General features: G+C 65.7%; 14 protein-coding genes. 6 read left to right on the forward strand and 8 right to left on the reverse strand.

Going from position 1 to position 18,035, the window contains the following annotated elements:
* Together AC6LJY_RS11315 and AC6LJY_RS11320 are read left to right on the forward strand one after the other, a co-directional pair.
* On the forward strand, positions 1-253 hold a 253-nt coding region (locus tag AC6LJY_RS11315), incomplete at its 5' end, for a hypothetical protein (protein ID WP_498135961.1).
* Between the two features lie 27 nt (positions 254-280).
* Positions 281-826 carry a MarR family winged helix-turn-helix transcriptional regulator gene (locus AC6LJY_RS11320; protein ID WP_498135962.1) on the forward strand — a complete coding sequence of 182 codons (546 nt, stop codon included), beginning with the start codon at positions 281-283 and terminating at the stop codon, positions 824-826.
* A 70-nt stretch (positions 827-896) separates the two neighbouring features.
* Here the strand turns inward: AC6LJY_RS11320 and AC6LJY_RS11325 are convergent, their stop codons facing one another.
* The 7 genes from AC6LJY_RS11325 to AC6LJY_RS11355 form a co-directional block, all read right to left on the reverse strand.
* Positions 897-2,585, reverse strand: a complete 1,689-nt coding sequence (locus AC6LJY_RS11325; RefSeq protein ID WP_498135963.1) for an ABC transporter ATP-binding protein — start codon at positions 2,583-2,585, stop codon at positions 897-899.
* Positions 2,582-4,090: an ABC transporter permease gene (locus AC6LJY_RS11330; protein WP_498135964.1), complete on the reverse strand. Its 1,509-nt coding sequence runs from the start codon at positions 4,088-4,090 to the stop codon at positions 2,582-2,584. The genes AC6LJY_RS11325 and AC6LJY_RS11330 overlap by 4 nt, the downstream gene beginning before the upstream one ends.
* Positions 4,091-4,095: 5 nt before the next feature.
* Entirely contained in the window at positions 4,096-5,073 is a 978-nt protein-coding gene (locus AC6LJY_RS11335; protein ID WP_104144273.1) for an ABC transporter permease, read from the reverse strand.
* Positions 5,070-7,304 carry an ABC transporter substrate-binding protein gene (locus tag AC6LJY_RS11340; protein WP_498135965.1) on the reverse strand — a complete coding sequence of 745 codons (2,235 nt, stop codon included), beginning with the start codon at positions 7,302-7,304 and terminating at the stop codon, positions 5,070-5,072. Before AC6LJY_RS11340 ends, AC6LJY_RS11335 begins: the two co-directional genes overlap by 4 nt.
* A 104-nt stretch (positions 7,305-7,408) precedes the next feature.
* Positions 7,409-8,059, reverse strand: coding sequence for a thermonuclease family protein (locus AC6LJY_RS11345; protein ID WP_498135966.1), 651 nt, complete (start codon positions 8,057-8,059; stop codon positions 7,409-7,411).
* A gap of 170 nt (positions 8,060-8,229) precedes the next feature.
* Positions 8,230-9,318: a magnesium and cobalt transport protein CorA gene (locus AC6LJY_RS11350; protein WP_120156364.1), complete on the reverse strand. Its 1,089-nt coding sequence runs from the start codon at positions 9,316-9,318 to the stop codon at positions 8,230-8,232.
* Positions 9,319-9,382: 64 nt separating this feature from the next.
* A complete protein-coding gene (locus tag AC6LJY_RS11355) occupies positions 9,383-11,506 on the reverse strand; it encodes an ATP-dependent helicase (RefSeq protein WP_498135967.1) in 2,124 nt (707 codons plus the stop codon).
* A gap of 91 nt (positions 11,507-11,597) precedes the next feature.
* Between AC6LJY_RS11355 and AC6LJY_RS11360 the strand changes: the two genes are divergently transcribed.
* Positions 11,598-12,494, forward strand: a complete 897-nt coding sequence (locus AC6LJY_RS11360; RefSeq protein WP_498135968.1) for a DUF72 domain-containing protein — start codon at positions 11,598-11,600, stop codon at positions 12,492-12,494.
* Between the two features lie 10 nt (positions 12,495-12,504).
* Here the strand turns inward: AC6LJY_RS11360 and pdxR are convergent, their stop codons facing one another.
* A complete protein-coding gene (gene pdxR, locus AC6LJY_RS11365) occupies positions 12,505-13,998 on the reverse strand; it encodes a MocR-like pyridoxine biosynthesis transcription factor PdxR (RefSeq protein ID WP_370512735.1) in 1,494 nt (497 codons plus the stop codon).
* Positions 13,999-14,094: 96 nt separating this feature from the next.
* On the opposite strand from pdxR, the gene AC6LJY_RS11370 reads away from it, so the two are divergent.
* From AC6LJY_RS11370 to AC6LJY_RS11380, 3 genes are all read left to right on the forward strand, one after another.
* Positions 14,095-15,357 (forward strand): 4-aminobutyrate--2-oxoglutarate transaminase, encoded by a 1,263-nt coding sequence (locus tag AC6LJY_RS11370; protein ID WP_046804103.1) that lies wholly within the window; start codon positions 14,095-14,097, stop codon positions 15,355-15,357.
* A gap of 145 nt (positions 15,358-15,502) precedes the next feature.
* Positions 15,503-16,972 carry an NAD-dependent succinate-semialdehyde dehydrogenase gene (locus AC6LJY_RS11375; RefSeq protein WP_498135969.1) on the forward strand — a complete coding sequence of 490 codons (1,470 nt, stop codon included), beginning with the start codon at positions 15,503-15,505 and terminating at the stop codon, positions 16,970-16,972.
* 197 nt (positions 16,973-17,169) lie between these two features.
* Complete coding sequence (locus tag AC6LJY_RS11380; RefSeq protein WP_498135970.1) at positions 17,170-18,027, forward strand: inositol monophosphatase family protein; 858 nt, start codon at positions 17,170-17,172, stop codon at positions 18,025-18,027.
* Positions 18,028-18,035: the final 8 nt, after the last annotated feature.

Here is an 18,035-nt window from a genome sequence, read left to right on the forward strand (position 1 = left end):
GGCGGGTGGCGTGTCGGTCGGTGCGACGACAGGTACGGGCGCCAGTGCCGGCGTCAGTGCGGGTGGCGCGGCCGGCGCGGCAGCCGGCGGTGCGGCGGGTGCCGGCACGGCAAGTAACGGGGGTCTGCTGGGCGGTTTGCTGGGTGGGGTTACCAGCAGCTTGACCGGCGGTTCAACGGCGGGCGGCACCTCGGGTGGCGCTGCCAACGGCGGGTTGCTGGGCGGTTTGCTCGGCGGCTTGGCCAAGAAGTAAACAACTGATCCGCCTAGGAGCGAAATCATGCTGCAACAAGAAACGATCGCCCACCATGAGCATGTGACTGTTATGCCAGAATCCCGCACGAATGAATTGCGCCCAGGCATGCTCGACGATATCGCCCTGATGTTGGGTCGACAGTTCTCGGTGTACAACGCCGCGTGCCAGTCGGCCCTGGCAGACAAGCTGGGCATCCCCCTGGCGGATCTGAAAGCGCTGGAATTAGTGATGGAATTCGACGCCTTGCCCACCGGGCAACTGGCACAGCTGATGGGAATCAGTTCGGGCGGCGCCACCGCCTTGATCAACCGGCTGGAGGCGGCAGGTTATGTGCAACGTGGCCGCCACCCGCTGGACCGCCGGATGATCGTGATCCGGCCGGTCGAGGAACAGTGCCAGCATCTGGCGCAGGAACGCCAGTGGGTCACTGACGCGGTGATGTTGATGGCGCGACGCTACGACACCACCGAACTGGAAACCGTGCATGCCTTCCTGGCGCAATGCGTGCGCGCCTTGCGGCACGACACGCTGGTCTGGCTGGAAACGCCGACGTCCCATCACGAGCTGTGACGCGGCTGGCGTCCTGCCCGGACGCCAGCCTGCCACGCGCCCTGCATCCTTGCGGATCAGGGCGCGTTTTTTATGAGCCGAACTGCAAGCGCGGCACCGCCGCAAGCAGGCGCTGAGTCAGTGGCTGGCGCGGCGCATGCAGCACGGTATCGGCATCGCCCAGCTCGACGATGCGGCCACCGTCCATAACCGCGATGCGGTCCGCCAGATATTCCACCACGCCGAAGTTATGCGTGATGAACAGGTAGGCGATGCCCAGCTCGTCCTGGAGTTCACGCAGCAGGTCCAGGATCTGCGCCTGCACGGACACGTCCAGCGCGGACGTAGGTTCGTCGCAGATCAGGACCTTGGGCTCGACGGCAAGCGCCCGCGCGATGGCGATGCGTTGGCGCTGCCCGCCCGAAAATTCGTGCGGGTAGCGTGTCAGCGTGTTGGCCGGCAAGCCGACGCGTTCAATCAACTGCGCGGCATGCGCGGCGCGTGCTTGCGGGCTCATTGAGCGCCGTAACGATGCCAGGCCTTCATCCAGGATATCGCCCACGCGCATGCGCGGATCCAGCGACGCATAAGGGTCCTGGAACACGATCTGGATGTCTTGCCGCAGGTTGCGCAGCGTGCGGCGGTCGGCGCTCAGCAAGTCCTTGCCTTGCAGCATGGCGCGGCCCGAAATGCGCGCGCCGTCGATCAGGCGCAATAGCGCCTTGCCGGTGGTTGTCTTGCCGCAACCGGACTCGCCCAGCAAGGCCAGCGTCTCGCCCGCGCGCAGCGTAAAGGTGACGCCGTCCACCGCCTTGACCCAGGACACGACACGCCGCAACGGCCCCTTGCGCACGGGGTAGTGCACCTTCAGGTCTTGTACGTCCAGCACCATGTCGCCCGCGTTACCGGGCGCGCGTGGGCGGGCGCGCACGGCCTTGCCCGCGCTGGCCTCGCGGCCTTGCTGGGACAGCGGCGCGCCGCGCTTGTCGAACGTGGGAATGGCTTCGAACAACTGCCGTGCGTACGGATGCTTGGGTGCGCGGAAGAATTCTTCGGCGCTGGCGCTTTCCACGATTTCACCGCCACGCATCAGGGCGACGTGATGCGCCACGTTCTTGACCACGGCCAGGTCGTGCGTGATCAACATCACGGCCATGCCCATTTCGCGCTGGATATCGGCAAGCAAGTCCAGCACCTGCGCCTGCACGGTGACGTCCAGCGCGGTAGTGGGTTCGTCGGCGATCAACAACAGCGGCTCGGCCGCCAAGGCGATGGCAATCATGACGCGCTGTTTTTGCCCGCCCGAAAATTGAAACGGGTAGTCGTCCACGCGGCGCTCGGGCTCGGGGATGCCCACGCGGCGCAGCCAGTCGATGGCGCGCGCGCGCGCCGCCGCGCCGCGCAGGGGCGTATGCGCCGTCAGCGTTTCGATGATCTGGTCGCCCACGCGCATGACCGGGTTCAGGCTGGTGGACGGCTCCTGGAAAATGATGCCGATGCGGCCGCCGCGCACGCCGCGCATTGCGCTTTCGGGCAGGCGGTTCAGGTCCTGGCCATCCAGGTCGATCTGCCCGCCCACGATGCGGCCCGCGTCGGGCAGCAAGCGTAACAGCGCCAGCGCCGTCATGCTCTTGCCGCAGCCCGATTCGCCCACCAGCGCGAAGGTCTGGCGTTGGGCAATAGCCAGCTCAAGGCGCTTGACCGCATGCGTCATGCCGGATTCCCCGGCAATGTCCACATCCAGGCCGCGCACGTCCAGCAAGATGGAATCCTGGCTCATGGGGCTTCTCCGGACTTCGATGGGCGCGGCTCGGCGGCCAGCGTCTGGCGGCGGCCAAACCAGCCGCCCAGACGCGCCATGCGGCTGGGTTTGTAGCGGCGCGTGCGCGGGTCGAACGCATCCCGCACAGCATCGGCAAACAGGTTGGCCGCCAGCACCAGCGCCAGCATGAACAGGAATGCGGTCATCAGGCTCCACCAGATCATGGGATCGCGGGACATTTCCAGCCGCGCCCCGTCAATCATCGAACCAAAGGAATTCATGCTGGGGTCCACGCCGATGCCCAGGTAGGACAGCACGGCCTCGTACAGAACCAGCCCCGAAAATTCCAGCACCACCGTAATCAGCACCAGGTGCGCCACGTTGGGCAGCAGGTGGCGCGTCATGATGCGCCAGTGCGACACGCCAAAGGCACGCGCCGCCTGCACGTATTCCAGTTCGCGCAGCTTGAGGGTTTCGGCGCGCAGCAGGCGGCACAGGCCCGCCCAGCCGGTCAGCCCAAGAATCATGCACAGCAGGAACAGGCGCAGGTCGGCGCGGGCGACGGAGGTGTCGAAAAGGTCGGCATGGTTGTCGATATACACCTGCATCATCAGCGCGCAGGCGGCCACCAGCAGCACGCCGGGAATCGACGTGATGGTGGTGTACAGGTACTGGATGGCGTCGTCGACCTTGCCCTTGAAATACCCGGCCGCGATGCCGAAGATGATGGCGGGCGGCAGCATGGCGATGGTGGTCAGGCTGCCGATGACTAGCGCCGTGCGAATGCTTTTAAGCGCCTGCCACAACACGTCGTTGCCGATGCGGTCGGTGCCCAGCGCGTGGTAGCCGCTGGACAGGCCGGCCAGCGCCCCGGCCGTCAGGCACAGCAGCGTGAAGGTGATGGCCATGGCGCGCCAGGGCACGTCTGAATCGCCGCCCAGCAGGATATGCGCCGCCTGCCTGGCCGACTGCGCGCGCCGCGCCAGCAAGGCAAACAACACGGCGGCGGACAATAGCGCAACAGCCAAGCCGCCGGCCAGGCCCCAGCCCAGGCGCTTCAACACGTCAGGCACGTGCTGGGTATCCGGATCGCTCACATGCGTGGCGGCGCCGCGCAACCGCGGGAAATCGCGCACCGGCTTGTCGTTGACCAGCATCGTTTCTTTCAAGAACAGCTTCACGGCCAACGGCTGCGAGTAATTTCTTTCGGGCTGCGTCAGCACCGTGCCGGCCAACAAGCCGTCCAGCGCCGACTTGACCACGGGCGCGTAGATGGGCGCGGCGTCGGCGGCGGCACCCGGCGCGGGCGGCAGTTGTGGCCGATAGTGCACGGAATCGAGCAAGCCCACCACGGTGAAGGCGGCAAGAATGACGGCCGAGCACATCGCCGGCGTGTCACGCGCAATGCGCCCCCAGGTGGCGCGCAGGTTGGGGCTGCGGCGCACGTGCCAGACATAGGCCAGCGCACCCAGCACCATGAGCCACAGCGCGATGTCGGTCCAAAGGAAGACGATCTTGGGCATGGCGGCTACTCGAATCGAACGCGGGGGTCAGCCAGCGTGTAGGAAATGTCGGCCAGGATCAGCCCCACGATATAGAGCGCGGCGCCCAGGAACACCATGGCGCGCACCACGGAAAAGTCCTGCGCGTTGATGGCGTCGATGGTGTAGCTGCCCAGGCCCGGGATGCCGAAGAAAGACTCGGCGATCAGGCTGCCCATGAACAGCAGCGGCAAGGCGGCCACCGTGCTGGTCAGGATGGGCAGCATCGCGTTGCGCAGCACGTGGCGAAACAGCACGACGCGTTCGGCCAGGCCCTTGGCGCGCGCGGTGCGCACGTAGTCTTTGCCGATCTCTTCCAGGAACAGCGTGCGGTAGAAGCGCGCCTCGGGGCCCAGCCGCGACACGATGGCGATCAGCACCGGCAGCGCCAGGAACTTGACCACGTCCAGCCCGCCCGAAAACCCCGAGAACGGCACCAGCCGCATCAGCTTGGCGAACACCCATTGCCCCGCGATGATGTAGAACAGGCTGGAAATGGACAGCAGCAGCACGCACACCACGACGCCCCAGAAGTCCAGCCGCGTGGCGCGAAAATACACCAGCGTCAACGAAAACACGATGCTGACGAACAACCCCAGGATGAAGGTAGGCACGGCAAGCGCCAGGCTGGGGCCCATGCGCGTCTGGATCTCGCGGCCGATGTCGCGCCCGCTGTCCGATGCGCCGAATTCCATGGCCAGCAGCGGCACCGAGCGCTGGTAGAAGATGGTGTCGGTCAGTTGCGCCGTGCCTTGCGCGCGCTCGTTGAAGAACAGCGGCTTGTCGTAGCCGCGTTCGACCTTCCATTTTTCCACCGCGTCCTGACTGGCGCGCTGCCCGCCGATAGCCAGGCGCGCCATATCGTCGGGCGTGTTCACGGCAAAGAACAGGATGAAGGTGAACAGGTTGACGCCGATCAGGATCAGCACGCCATACAGCAGCCGGCGAATCACATAGCCGATCATGATTGATGCTCCTTGCGCACCGCCGGGCCGAAGGCGGTCTGGCGTTCGCGGCGCTTGAGCGCCACGTACGAAGGCCAGATCGCCAGCGCCAACAGCAGCACGAACAGGCCGATCGGCCACCATCTTGGGACGTTCCATTCATCGATCTTCTGCTGGCGCAGCGCGGGATCGATCTTCATGTATTGCAGCGTGTTGCGCACCATCTGCGTGGGCTTGGCGTTGCCGACCCACTGCTGATAGGCGCCGCCCGACATCGGAAAATAGCCGAACATCCACGGCGCATCCCGCTGCACCACCGCCACCATCTTGGCGATCAGCTGTTCTTTCTGGGGGCCGTCGTCCAGGAACTTCATCTGTTCGAACAGCTTGTCGAATTCCGGGCTTTGGTAGTTGGCTGCGTTCTCGCCGCCCCCCCGCGCCTTGGCGTTGGGGCCGTACAGCAGGAACAGGAAGTTTTCGGCGTCGGGGTAATCCGCGTTCCAGCCCCACAGGAAGATCTGCGCGGCGCCGCGCGTCATCTTGTCCTGGAAGCGGTTGTAGTCAGTGGAACGCACGTCCAGCTGTACGCCAATCTTGGCCATCTGCCGGCGCATCCAGTCAAAGCGCGGGTTCGACCCGCCGCCCTGCATGGCGTCGTAATACAGCACCAGCGGCGCGCCGGTCTTGGCGTTGCGGCCGTCGGGGTAACCGGCCTCGGCCAAGAGCCGCTTGGCCACGTCGACCGACTTGCGCACGGGTTTGCCGTCAACCAGGTCGTAGACCACCGGGTTCACGCCCTCAGGCGGATCGCGGTAGCCCAGCACCCCGGGCGGCACCGGGCCCTGGGCCACGGACGCCTGATCGTTTTCGAACACGGTAACGAATTCTTCCCAGTCGAACACGATGCTGATGGCTTGGCGCAGCTTGCGGTTCTTTTCCGCCTGCTCGGGCGTGTCGCCCTTGCCCACCACCGGGTCCAGCCAGTTAAAGCCCATGTACCAGTTGGCGGTTTCCACCGTGGTGGGCAGGCGAATGCCGTGTTCGCGGTACTGCTTGGCCTTGTCCTGGCTGTCGCCCGCCGCCACCAGCATGGCCACGCCGTATTCGCCGCGTTCGATTTGCGGCACGTCGTAATAGCCCTGCATGAATTTGCCGATCAGCGGGATGGCTTCTTTTTCCAGGCTGAACACGGCGCGGTCGATAAAGGGCGTGGGCTTGCCGCAGTCGGCCAGCATGCCGGCTTCCTTGTCGCCGGGTGCGCCCTCGCAGGGGTAGGCTTCGCCGTGGAAGTTGGGGTTACGCACCAGCACGTGGCGACGGTTCTGCAACGATTCCGCCATCATGTACGGGCCGGTGCCGACCGGCCAGGTGTTCAACGACAGGTCATGCGCGGCCATGCCCGGCTGGCTGTAGAAGCGGTCGGCCTCCCAGGGGATGGGCGCCGTGAACGTCATGGCCAGCCAGTATTTGAACTGCGGGTACTTGCCTTTGACGCGAATGCGCAGCGTGTGCGGGTCCAGCGCCTGGATGCCGGTAAAGCCGTCGGCATCGCGCAGGTCCAGCCACGAGGCGGCGCCGCCGCCGGACAGATCGCGGCGCAAGTCCCGGTCGCGTTTGCGCAGCCGGTCGCCGTATTCCTGCATGCCTACCACGTGGTCCGCCATCACCGAATAGATGGGCGACACCACGCGCGGGCTGGCCAGACGGCGAAACGCGTAGACGTAGTCGTCCGCCGTGAGTTCGCGCGTGCCGGTGCGAGGAAAGTCGGGGATGTAGTACTTGTCTTTGAGGTCGTCTTCGGAAATCGGGAAGTAGTCGTAGCTGCCGTCGGTCTTGCGGGCGAACGCGGGGTGCGGCTGGTAGCGCACGCCCGGGCGTATCTTGATGTCGTAGATGCTTTCGGCGATTTGTTCGCCCGGCGCATCGGCGGGCAAGGGCTTGCCCTGGGCGTCCAGATACTGAGGCGGATCAATGGATTGCGCGGCGCGGGGCACCAGCTCGTACGGCCGCTTCAGGTAGTGATACCCGTACAACGGCTCGTAGATGTTGTAGGTATAAGGGGTTTCGTCGCCGGAATAAGAGCTTGCCGGGTCCAGGTATTTGGGCGAACGCTGGACAAACGCGGAATAAAGCGTGTTCTGGCTTTCGGCGCCGGACGGATACGGGCTGTTGATGGGGCTTTCTTGAGAGCAGCCCGCCAGCGCCAGCAACATCAGCATGGCTGTCGCCCTGAGCCGCTTCATTGCAAGCATGGAAACCTTCCCTTCAAAACGTTGCGACAGAGGATAGCAAAGGCGGGACGCAGCCAGTACCCAGGCATGCCCTAGCGGGTGCAAGGGGCGGCGACCGCCCCTCATCACCCGCACTGGCGCTGGCGCCAGCAGTCATAGCGCCATTTCCAGGGCTGCATGGCGCCCTCTTTGGCCCATAGGCCGCGCTTGGCGTCCTGGGCTTGGCGTTGCAAGCTCGTCATGGCCTTGTCGCGCAGGTAATCGCCGCGCCTGGCGGTGTAGGCCCAGGCGTAGCCGGACTGCACCTGCAAACGGTTGACCGAGCGGCCGTCATCCAGAATCAGCGCGCAGACGTCGCGGCCGTACTGATCTTGTTCGTAGCATTGGGCGGTCAGGGTCTTGCCGGCGACCAGATCCGCCAGATTCTTGCGGGACGCTTCGGCAAAGGGTTGGCCGGGCTGGTCGGCGCCGTGGCCTTCTTCAGGCGCATCGATGCTGTCCATGCGGATGCGGCGCTGGCCATCGCGAGCGCGCAGCGTGACGGTGTCGCCGTCGGCCACGTTGACGATCGCGCCGGTCAGCGTGTAGCTGCCGGGCGGAATGCCGTCGGCCGCAGGCGGGCGCCCTTCGGCCGAGGGCGGACGCGACGGGCGGGGCGAATCGCCCTGCCCCGACGGCTGTAGCCAATTGACGATGGCGCCCGCCGCCGCAAGAATCAAGGCAACGATCAGGGCGGTCAGCTTGCCGCCGCCGCGAAATGGGGGTTTGCCACGCACCGGCCGGCCTCCAGGTAAGAAACGCGGCAAGTGTGCCACAGGCGGCCCGGTTTTTCGTTAATCGACCGTGCGGAAAATATCCCGGTCGCTTGCCTTGCTGGACGTCGCGCCGCCCCTGCCGCGCCGGCTGGCTTGCCGGCCTGCGTTGCCCGCTGTTCCCCGCCTGCCTTTCATAGCCAGCCGGACTTGCGGAACCGCCAGTACAACACCGAACAGATCGACGCGATGACGCCCAGCGTGATGGGATAGCCCAGGGGCGACTTCAGTTCCGGCATGAATTCGAAGTTCATGCCATAGATGCCGGCAATCGCGGTGGGCACGGCCAGGATGGCGGCCCAGGACGCCAGCTTGCGCGTCGTGTCGTTCTGCGCCGCCTGGCCGATCATGAGGCTGGCTTCGAAGGCGAACGCCAGCGATTCGCGCAACGCGTTGAACAGCTCGTCCACGCGCAGCACGCGGTCGGCGACCTCGCCGAAGTACGGGCGAGCATGCTCGTCCACGGCCGACATCTCGACGCGCGCCAGCCGACGGCATATTTCCGCCATCGGCGACACCACGGTATGAATGCGCAGCAAGTCGCGGCGCTGGCGGTACAGCCTGCGGATATCGGAATCCTTGGCGCCACGGATCAGCAATTTCTGTTCGGCGCCTTCGACCACGCTTTCGATCTTGCCCGCCGCCGCCACGTAGCGGTCGACCAGCCAGTCCAGCACTTCGGAGGCCACGTAGTCGCTGCCGCGCTTGAGCAGGTCGGGCGACGCTTCCAGGCGTTCGCGCAGCGGGCTGTGCGCCGCCGTGGCGCCGCGCCGCACGGTGACCAGAAAGCCGTCGCCGATCAAGAGCTGGGTTTCGCCGAAGACAGGCCGTTCGGCCTCGACCTCGACGGTGATGGTCACGATAAGAACCATGTTGCCGTAATCGATGATCTTGGGCCGCCGATGCGGTTCAAGCATCTCTTCCTGGTTCTTGCCACAAGCGCCCAGTTCACCGGTGACACGGGCCAGCAATTCGGGCGTGGGGTTGCGCAGGCCGATCCACAGCATGCCGGGCGGTTGGCCGGGGCTTAATCCGCCTGATTGGCCGCCTGATTTGCCGTCTGATGGGCCGCCTAGTTGGTCGCTGTTCTGGCTGCTATACCGGCCGATGTGCTGGCCGACTTCATCGATGGGCACTTCGCGGTCGCGGCGGCCGTTCACATAGGCGATGGACGCCACCACCTCGCCCTTGTGGACGTCGGCGAAATTCTCTTCAGCAGACATGGATACCCTTTGGCAATGCGAGCCCTGCGGCACAACTTATGGCATCGGCCGATGATAGCGCAGGCTATGAGAACAGGTTGCGCACCCGCCGGGTCACGTCGATGGCCGGGGCCTGCGCCTCTTTGGGCGGCGCGCCGGCAGGCAGGTCGCCCAGCGCGGGCGGCCGAGGCAGGTGTTCAAACAGCGGCAGCATCGCGTTGGTGATGTAGCGCGTGCGCGAACCGTATACGTGGCGGTCGCCCATGCCCGTCTGCTGATGCACGTAAAAGCGCTGCGGCACGATCAGTTGCAGCCGTTCCTTGGCGCGTGTCATGGCCACATACAACAAGCGCCGCTCTTCTTCGATCTCTTCGGCGGTGCCGGTGCTCATGTCGGACGGGATGCAGCCATCGACCACGTTCAGCACATAGACAGCCTTCCATTCCTGGCCCTTGGCCGAGTGGATGGTGGACAGGATCATGTAGTCCTCGTCGCGCGACGGCGCGCCGGATTCGTCGCTGGTGGCGTCGGGCGGGTCCAGGGTCAGCTCGGTCAAAAAGCGTTCGCGCGACGGGTAGCCCGCCGCCAGCCGCACCAGCTGGTCCAGGTCGGTCTTGCGCACCCGCGCGTCGTCGTACAGGCGTTCAAGCTGGCCGGCGTACCAGCGCAGCGCCAGGTCCACGTCGGCCGGCCAGCGCAGGCCCGGGTCGCACAGCGCCGCATAGGTGTCGGCGAACGCGCCCCATTCCTGTTGGGCCGCCGCGCCGGGCATGAACTCGCGCAGCGCGCGCAGCGGTTCGGCGCTGGCCGCCATGGCGTCCATCAGCTTGCCGGCGGTGGCCGGACCGATGCCGGGCATCAACTGCGCGACGCGAAAACCCGCCATGCGTCCGCGCGGGTTCTCTGCCCAGCGCAACAGCGACAGCAGATCCTTGACGTGCGCGGCTTCCAGAAAGCGCAGGCCGCCAAACTTGACGAAAGGAATGTTGCGCCGGGTCAGTTCCAGTTCCAACGCGGCGCTATGGCTGGCCGTGCGGAATAGAGCCGCTTGCGACTTGAGCGTGGCGCCGCCCTCGCGCTGCGCCAGCACCTGGTCGGCGACCCAGCGCGCCTGTCCGGCCTCGTCGCTGACGGTGACCAGTTCGGGCAGTTGCGACGAGACGCGATCGGTCCAGAGGTCTTTGGCGAAGCGTTCGGTGGCCAGGCCGATCACCGCGTTCGATGCGTTCAGGATGGGCTGGGTCGACCGGTAGTTGCGGTCCAGCGTGATGACGCGGGCGGGTTTGGGAAACTGCGACGGAAAATCCAGGATGTTGCGCACGGTGGCGGCGCGGAACGAATAGATGGATTGCGCGTCGTCGCCCACCACTGTCAGCCCGCGCCCGTCGGGCTTCATGGCCAGCAGAATGGCGGATTGCAGGCGGTTCGTGTCCTGGTATTCATCCACCAGCACGTGGTCAAAGCGCGCGCCGACATCGGCGGCGATGCCCGGGTCCGTCATCATCTCGGACCAATACAGCAGCAGGTCGTCGTAGTCGAGCACCTGCTGGTCCTGCTTGGCGGCCACATAGCCGCGAAACAACGTCTTCAATTCCTCTTCCCACTGCGCGCACCAGGGGAATGACGTTTTCAGCACGTCGGCCACCGGCGTCTGGCTATTGACCACGCGCGAATAAATCGCCAGGCAGGTGCCCTTCAAGGGAAAACGCGATTTGGTGGATGACAAGCCTTGTTCATGCCGGACCATGCCCATCAGGTCTTCGGCGTCGCCGCGATCGTGGATGGTGAAGGCTTCAGACAGGCCGATGCGCAGTGCGCAGTCGCGCAGCAGCCGCGCGCCGATGGCATGGAAGGTGCCTGCCCAAGGCAACGACGGCGCCTGCTGCGAGCCGCGCAGGTTCATCACGCGTTGCAGCACCGAGCCCACGCGCCGGTCCATTTCCTGTGCCGCGCGGCGCGAGAACGTCAGCAGCAGCATGCGCTGGGGGTCGGCGCCGTTCAGGATCAGGTGGGCCACGCGGTGCGCCAGCGTGTTGGTCTTGCCCGATCCCGCCCCCGCAATCACGAGCAGGGGGCCGTCATCGGAGGCCCCGGCCCCGGCCGAACTTGAGCCCGGCCGCACGCCGAATTCGGCGGCTTCGCGCTGGGCAGGGTTCAGATCGGCAAGGGGATCGGGGCGGGTGTTGGCAGTGGGATCGTGATCGGGCATGGCGGCAAGTAGGCCAAATGACTGCCTATTTATCCAGCTATCATAGCAGCGTCGTCGCCCTGCCCCGCGCCCCATCCGCCACCCTTTTGCCATGCGTATCCTGACCGGCACCGCCTCCTGGACCGACCCCACCCTGCTCGCCTGCGGGCGGTTTTACCCGCCCGACGTGCGCGGCGCCGAAGCGCGGCTGCGCTTTTACGCGTCGCGCTTTTCGATGGCGGAAATCGATTCCAGCTACTACGCGCTGCCCTCGTCCAACAACGCCTATCTGTGGGCGCAGCGCACGCCGGACGACTTCGTCTTCAACATCAAGGCGTTCCGCTTGTTCACCGGCCACCAGACGCCGCTGGCCGCCCTGCCCGGGGACATCGCACGCGAACTGGAAGATTGGCCGGACCCGATCATCTACCACCGCCAGATGCCCGAAGACCTGCGCGATGAAATGTGGCGCCGCTATCAGCTCGCGCTGGAACCACTGCGGATGCCGGGCAAGCTGGGCGCGGTGCATTTTCAATTTCCCCCATGGATCCGGCGCGACGCGCGGGGACGCGCGCATGTGGCCGACTGCGCCGCGCGCATGCAAGAGCATTTGATTTCGGTGGAATTTCGCCATCGCAGCTGGTTCGACAGCCCGGGCGCCATCGCCGACACGCTGGCTTTCGAACGCGATCTGGGCGTGGTGCACACGGTGGTGGACGCACCGCAGGGCTTTGAAAATACCGTGCCCGCCATCTGGGAAAGCACGCATCCCGATCTGACGCTGCTGCGGCTGCACGGCCGCAATGCCGATGCATGGAACGCCTCGGGCAGCGCGTCGTCGGGCCGCTTTCAGTATGAATACACCGAGCAGGAGCTTGCCGAACTGGTTGAACGCTTCACGCGGCTGGCCACGCAAAGCAGCCAGGCGCATGCCGTTTTCAACACCAACTTCGAAGACCAGGGCATGCGCAACGCGGCGGCATTCGGCGCGGCGCTGCCGCTTTTTTAGGCGGACCGGGTCAAGCCGCCGCGGGCTTGCGGGCGACGTCGGCCAGGCTTTCCAGCAGCACCTCGAACTTGCGCGCAATATCGTTTTCCGGCACGCAGGCATAGCCCAGCAGCAGGCCGGGCCGCCGCCCTTCGGCATTGACGTAATAGCGCGACAGCGCGCGGGTCAGCACGCCCTTGCTGCGCGCCACATCCACCACGCGCAGGTCGTCCATGTCCAGCGGCAAGGTCAGCACCAGATGCAACCCCGCCATGCTGGCGTCACGGTGCAGCCAGTCCGGGCCCAGCCGGCGTTCAATCAGGTTGACCAGCATCGCGCGCCGTCGCCCGTACAGCATGCGCATGCGACGGATGTGCGCGGCGTAATGGCCTTCGGAAATGAACGTGGCCAGCGCCGCGTGCGTCATCAGATGGCCTTCGCGGTAGAGCTCGGCGTGCGCCGCCTGGAACGCGGCGGTCAGCGGCTTGGGCAAGACCAGATAGCCCACGCGCAGGCCAGGGTACAGCGTCTTGCTGAACGTGCCCATATAGATGACGGGCGCATCGGGCTCCAAGCCCAGCAACGAGGCGATGGGGCGGCCCGAGAAGCGGAATTCGCTGTCGTAATCGTCTTCGATGATCCAGCTGCCGCTTTGCCGCGCCACGGCCAGCAATTGCCGGCGGCGCGCCAGCGACATCACCGGCCCCAAGGGATATTGGTGCGATGGCGTGACGAAGATGAAGCGCGGCGGCGTGCCGCCGGGTTCGGGCAGGCGCATGCCCTCTTCGTCCACCGGCAGGTGCACGGTGTGCAGGCCGTTGGCTTGCAAGATGGTGCGCGCGCCCCAGTAGCCGGGGTCTTCGACCCAGGCGGTTTCGCCGGCTTCGCCCAGGATGCGCGTCGTCAGGTCGATGGCCTGGTGCGAGCCTTCGGTGATGATGATCTGGTCGGGGTCGCAGTCAATGGACCGCGTCAGCGCCAGATGCTGGGCCAGCGCTTCGCGCAGCGCCGGCAGGCCGCCGCCGTAGGCATAGGTCAACAGATCGGGCGACGGGTTGCGCCACAAATTGCTGACGATGCGGCCAAATTTCTTGTGGGGGAATTCGGTCAGGTCGGGCACGCCGGGCATGAACGCGCCCCACTGGTAGGGCGAGGCCGACACGCCTTCGACAATGGCCGCGCCGCGTGGTGACAGCGCGGGCCCCGGTTGCGCTTGCGCGGGCTGGCGCAGGCGCCGGCCGCTGGCCAGGTAAGAGTCGGGCACCGACGCGTTGACGAACGTGCCGTTGCCCTGCCGGCTGCGCGTATAGCCTTCGGCTAGCAACTGGCTGTAGACGTGGACCACGGTGTTGCGGGCAATGCCCAGCTCTGTTGCCAGGTCGCGCGACGCAGGCAAACGCGAGTCGGCGGCGATGGCGCCATCCAGGATCGCTTCGCGTATGCCGCGATACAAGCGCTTGTTCATGGGCTCGCTAGATCCGTCCGCCAGACGCAGCAGCAGCAAGTCACCTACAATGGACCGCAATTGGTTCTACCTGTTTTATCAAAGTGGTTCCCACAAATGGGGCCATCGTAGCATTAAATAAGGCTTTTCCCGCCCACCCTGTTCATCGAGGCTGAGATGAAGAATCAAGACCTGAATACCCGCCGTTCTTTGGCCACGCCGCGCGGCGTTGGCGTCATGTGCGACTTCTACGCAGTGCGCGCCGAGAACGCCACGCTGTGGGACGCCAACGGCAAGGAATACATCGATTTCGCGGGCGGCATCGCGGTGCTCAACACCGGCCACCTGCACCCCAAGGTCAAGGCCGCCGTGGCCGCCCAGCTGGACAACTTCACGCACACGGCCTACCAGATCGTTCCGTACGAAAGCTACATCTCGCTGGCCGAACGCATCAACCGCCTGGCCCCCATCGACGGCCTGAAGAAAACCGCCTTCTTCACCACCGGCGTCGAAGCCGTTGAAAACGCCATCAAGATCGCGCGTTCGGCCACGGGCCGTTCGGGCGTCATCGCGTTCTCGGGTTCGTTCCATGGCCGCACCATGCTGGGCATGGCGCTGACCGGCAAGGTTGCGCCGTACAAGCTGTCGTTCGGCCCGATGCCCGGCGACATCTATCACGTGCCGTTCCCCAACGCCACGCAGTCGATCTCCGTTGCCGATTCGCTCAAGGCGCTGGACCTGCTGTTCAAGTGCGATATCGACCCCAAGCGCGTCGCCGCGATCATCATTGAACCGGTGCAAGGCGAAGGCGGCTTCAACATCACCCCGCCCGAACTGATGAGCGCGCTGCGCAAGCTCTGCGACGAGCACGGCATCCTGCTGATCGCCGACGAAGTGCAAACGGGCTTTGGCCGCACCGGCAAGCTCTACGCCATGGAACACCACTCGGTGCAAGCCGACCTGATCACCATGGCCAAGAGCCTGGGCGGCGGCTTCCCGATCTCGGGCGTGGTCGGCCGTGCCGACGTCATGGACGGCCCGGCAGCGGGCGGCCTGGGCGGCACCTACGCCGGCAACCCGCTGGCGGTGGCTGCGGCCCACGCCGTGCTGGACGTGATTGCCGAAGAAAAGCTGTGCGATCGCGCCAATGTACTGGGCGAAAAGCTGCGCGCCCACCTGGAAGGCCTGCGCGCCAAGGTGCCGGCTATTGCCGACGTGCGTGGCCTGGGTTCGATGGTGGCGCTGGAACTGAACGACGCCAACGGCAAGCCGGACGCTGAAGCCGTCAAGCGCGTGCAGGCCCGCGCGCTGGAACAAGGGCTTATCCTGTTGAGCTGCGGCGTTTACGGCAACGTGCTGCGTTTCCTGTACCCGCTGACCATCCCTGACGCGCAGTTCGACCGCGCGCTGGCGATTTTGTCCGACGCACTGGCAGCGTGACGTTCACGGCCTGAACCCTGTTCTTGGGCCACAGGCACGGTGATTGCGGGCGTTGCGGATCTTTCCGCCGCGCCCGCTGCGCTTTACTGTTGCGCTTTTTTCGCTGCCTTGGCCCCGTTGAATCCCAATCAAGGAGACTTCAATAATGACCGCATTGACCCATCCCCTGTCGCGCCCCGATCTGCTGCGCGACGCCTGCTACATCGACGGCAAGTGGGTTGGCGCCGGCAACGGCGCATCGATCCCGGTTGACAACCCGTCCACCGGCAAGACCATCGTGTCCGTGCCCAAGCTGGGCCGCAAGGAAACCGAACAGGCCATCGCCAGCGCGCAGGCCGCCCTGCCCGCCTGGAGCGCCAAGACCGGCAAGGAACGCGCCGCGATCCTGCTGAAGTGGTCGCAGCTGATGATGCAGAACCAGCAGGACCTGGCTGCCATCATGACGTCCGAGCAAGGCAAGCCGGTGACCGAGGCCGCGGGCGAAATCGCCTACGCCGCATCGTTCCTGGAATGGTTTGCCGAAGAAGCCAAGCGCATCGACGGCGACGTGCTGCAAAGCCCGAAGGCGGGCCAACGCCTGTTGGCGCTGAAGCAGCCCATTGGCGTCACCGCCGCCATTACGCCGTGGAACTTCCCGGCCGCCATGATCACGCGCAAGGTCGGTCCGGCACTGGCCGCCGGCTGCACGATGGTGGTCAAGCCCGCCCAGCAGACGCCGCTGACGGCGCTGGCGCTGGCCGTGCTGGCCGAAGAAGCGGGCGTTCCGGCAGGCGTGTTCCACGTCATCACCGGCAGCTCGCGCGATATCGGCGCAGCGCTGTGCGAAAGCGATGTGGTGCGCAAGCTGAGCTTCACCGGTTCCACCGAAGTGGGCCGCACGCTGATGGAGCAATGCGCGCCCACCATCAAGAAGCTGTCGCTGGAACTGGGCGGCAACGCGCCGTTCATCGTGTTCGACGACGCCGACCTGGACCGCGCGGTTGACGGCATCCTGGCCTCGAAGTACCGCAATGCCGGCCAGACCTGCGTGTGCGCCAACCGCATCTACGTGCAAGCCGGCGTGTACGAGGAAATCGCCACGCGCCTGGTCGCCAAGGTCAACGCCATGAAGGTCGGCGACGGCTTTGAAGACGGCGTGACGCAAGGCCCGCTGATCGACACGAACGCCATCGAAAAGGTGCAAGAGCACATCGCCGACGCCACCTCGCACGGCGCCAAGGTCATTGCCGGCGGCAAGCCGCATGCGCTGGGCGGCACGTTCTTCGAACCGACCGTGGTGCGCGACGTGACGCAAGCGATGCGCTTTGCCACCGAAGAAACCTTCGGCCCGGTGGCCCCGCTGTTCCGCTTCGACACCGAAGAAGAAGTCATCGGCATGGCCAACGACACCATCTTCGGCTTGGCCGCGTACTTCTTCACGCGCGACTACGCCCGCATCTGGCGCGTGTCCGAAGCGCTGGAATACGGCATCGTCGGCATCAACACCGGCCTGATCTCCAACGAAGTCGGCCCGTTCGGCGGCGTCAAGCAGTCGGGTCTGGGACGCGAAGGTTCCAAGTACGGCATCGAGGAATACCTCGAAATCAAGTACCTGTGCGTGGACCTGGGCGCCTGAGGCCCCGGCCGGTGCGCGGCACTCGCCGCGCACCGGGGATGAGCGGCTATCCCCGCCGCTTATCCCCAACAACTGTGGACAACCCGGCAGATAAGTCCTGCACAGCCCGGAAAAGTCCTTTCAATCCAGTCACTTGCGAAACGCGATCAAATGCCGCCCAGGCATGATAGATTTGCGCGTTCCCTGAATGGATCCGTATGAGCAGAACCTTTACCCTTGAGGACACCCGCAAGCTTGCCGCCGTGCTAGCCGAAACGGCCCTGGTGGAAGTCATGCCGCGCTTTCGCAACCTGCCCGAAGGCGCCGTGCGGGGCAAGAGTTCACCGCGCGACTTGGTCACGGATGCGGACGAGGCCGCCGAACGCATGATCGGCGCGCGCCTGTCCAAGCTGTACCCGGGCGCCGTGCTCATCGGCGAAGAGGCGTCCGCGCGCAACCCTTCGCTGCTGAACATGCTGGTCGACGCCGACCTGGCCTTTTTGATCGACCCCATCGACGGCACCCGCAACTACGTGGCGGGCCTGCCCCTGTTCGGCATGATGATCGCCGCCTGCCATCGCGGCGACGTGATCGCGGGCGTGATCTACGACCCGGTCAACCGCGACAGCGCGCTGGCCGTGCGGGGTGAAGGGGCGTGGATGGAATACGAAAATGGGCGCCGGGCGCCGTTGACCGTCGCCGGCCCCGCGCCGCTGGAAGACATGGACGGCCTGATCTCGACGGACGCCCTGCCCGAGCCGCTGCGCACCACCGTGAACAGCCACCTGTCGCGCCTGGGCAGTACCGCGTCGCTGCGCTGCGCGGCCCACGAATACCGCATGTTGGCGGCCGGCCATTGCCACGTTGCGCTGTACAACCAACTGACGGCCTGGGACCACGCCGCGGGCTGGCTGCTGCACCGCGAGGCGGGCGGCTACGCCGCGCGCTTTGACGGATCGCCCTACAAGCCCACGCACCGCACCGGCGGCCTGCTGTATGCCCCGGATGCCGGCAGCTGGCACGCCGCCCGCCGCGCGTTGCTGGGCGAAGCGGTGGACATCGCGGACGGGGGATGATCGAAAGA

The sequence above is a fragment of the Achromobacter sp. RT286_PF genome (genome assembly GCF_059760425.1).

What these genes read in the sequence shown, in the direction of transcription:
- AC6LJY_RS11320 (WP_498135962.1), top strand. Translation starts at nt 281, where the DNA reads ATGCTGCAACAAGAAACGATCGCCCACCATGAGCATGTGACTGTTATG.
- AC6LJY_RS11325 (WP_498135963.1), bottom strand. Translation starts at nt 2,585, where the DNA reads ATGAGCCAGGATTCCATCTTGCTGGACGTGCGCGGCCTGGATGTGGAC.
- AC6LJY_RS11330 (WP_498135964.1), bottom strand. Translation starts at nt 4,090, where the DNA reads ATGCCCAAGATCGTCTTCCTTTGGACCGACATCGCGCTGTGGCTCATG.
- AC6LJY_RS11335 (WP_104144273.1), bottom strand. Translation starts at nt 5,073, where the DNA reads ATGATCGGCTATGTGATTCGCCGGCTGCTGTATGGCGTGCTGATCCTG.
- AC6LJY_RS11340 (WP_498135965.1), bottom strand. Translation starts at nt 7,304, where the DNA reads ATGCTTGCAATGAAGCGGCTCAGGGCGACAGCCATGCTGATGTTGCTG.
- AC6LJY_RS11350 (WP_120156364.1), bottom strand. Translation starts at nt 9,318, where the DNA reads ATGTCTGCTGAAGAGAATTTCGCCGACGTCCACAAGGGCGAGGTGGTG.
- AC6LJY_RS11355 (WP_498135967.1), bottom strand. Translation starts at nt 11,506, where the DNA reads ATGCCCGATCACGATCCCACTGCCAACACCCGCCCCGATCCCCTTGCC.
- AC6LJY_RS11360 (WP_498135968.1), top strand. Translation starts at nt 11,598, where the DNA reads ATGCGTATCCTGACCGGCACCGCCTCCTGGACCGACCCCACCCTGCTC.
- AC6LJY_RS11370 (WP_046804103.1), top strand. Translation starts at nt 14,095, where the DNA reads ATGAAGAATCAAGACCTGAATACCCGCCGTTCTTTGGCCACGCCGCGC.
- AC6LJY_RS11375 (WP_498135969.1), top strand. Translation starts at nt 15,503, where the DNA reads ATGACCGCATTGACCCATCCCCTGTCGCGCCCCGATCTGCTGCGCGAC.
- AC6LJY_RS11380 (WP_498135970.1), top strand. Translation starts at nt 17,170, where the DNA reads ATGAGCAGAACCTTTACCCTTGAGGACACCCGCAAGCTTGCCGCCGTG.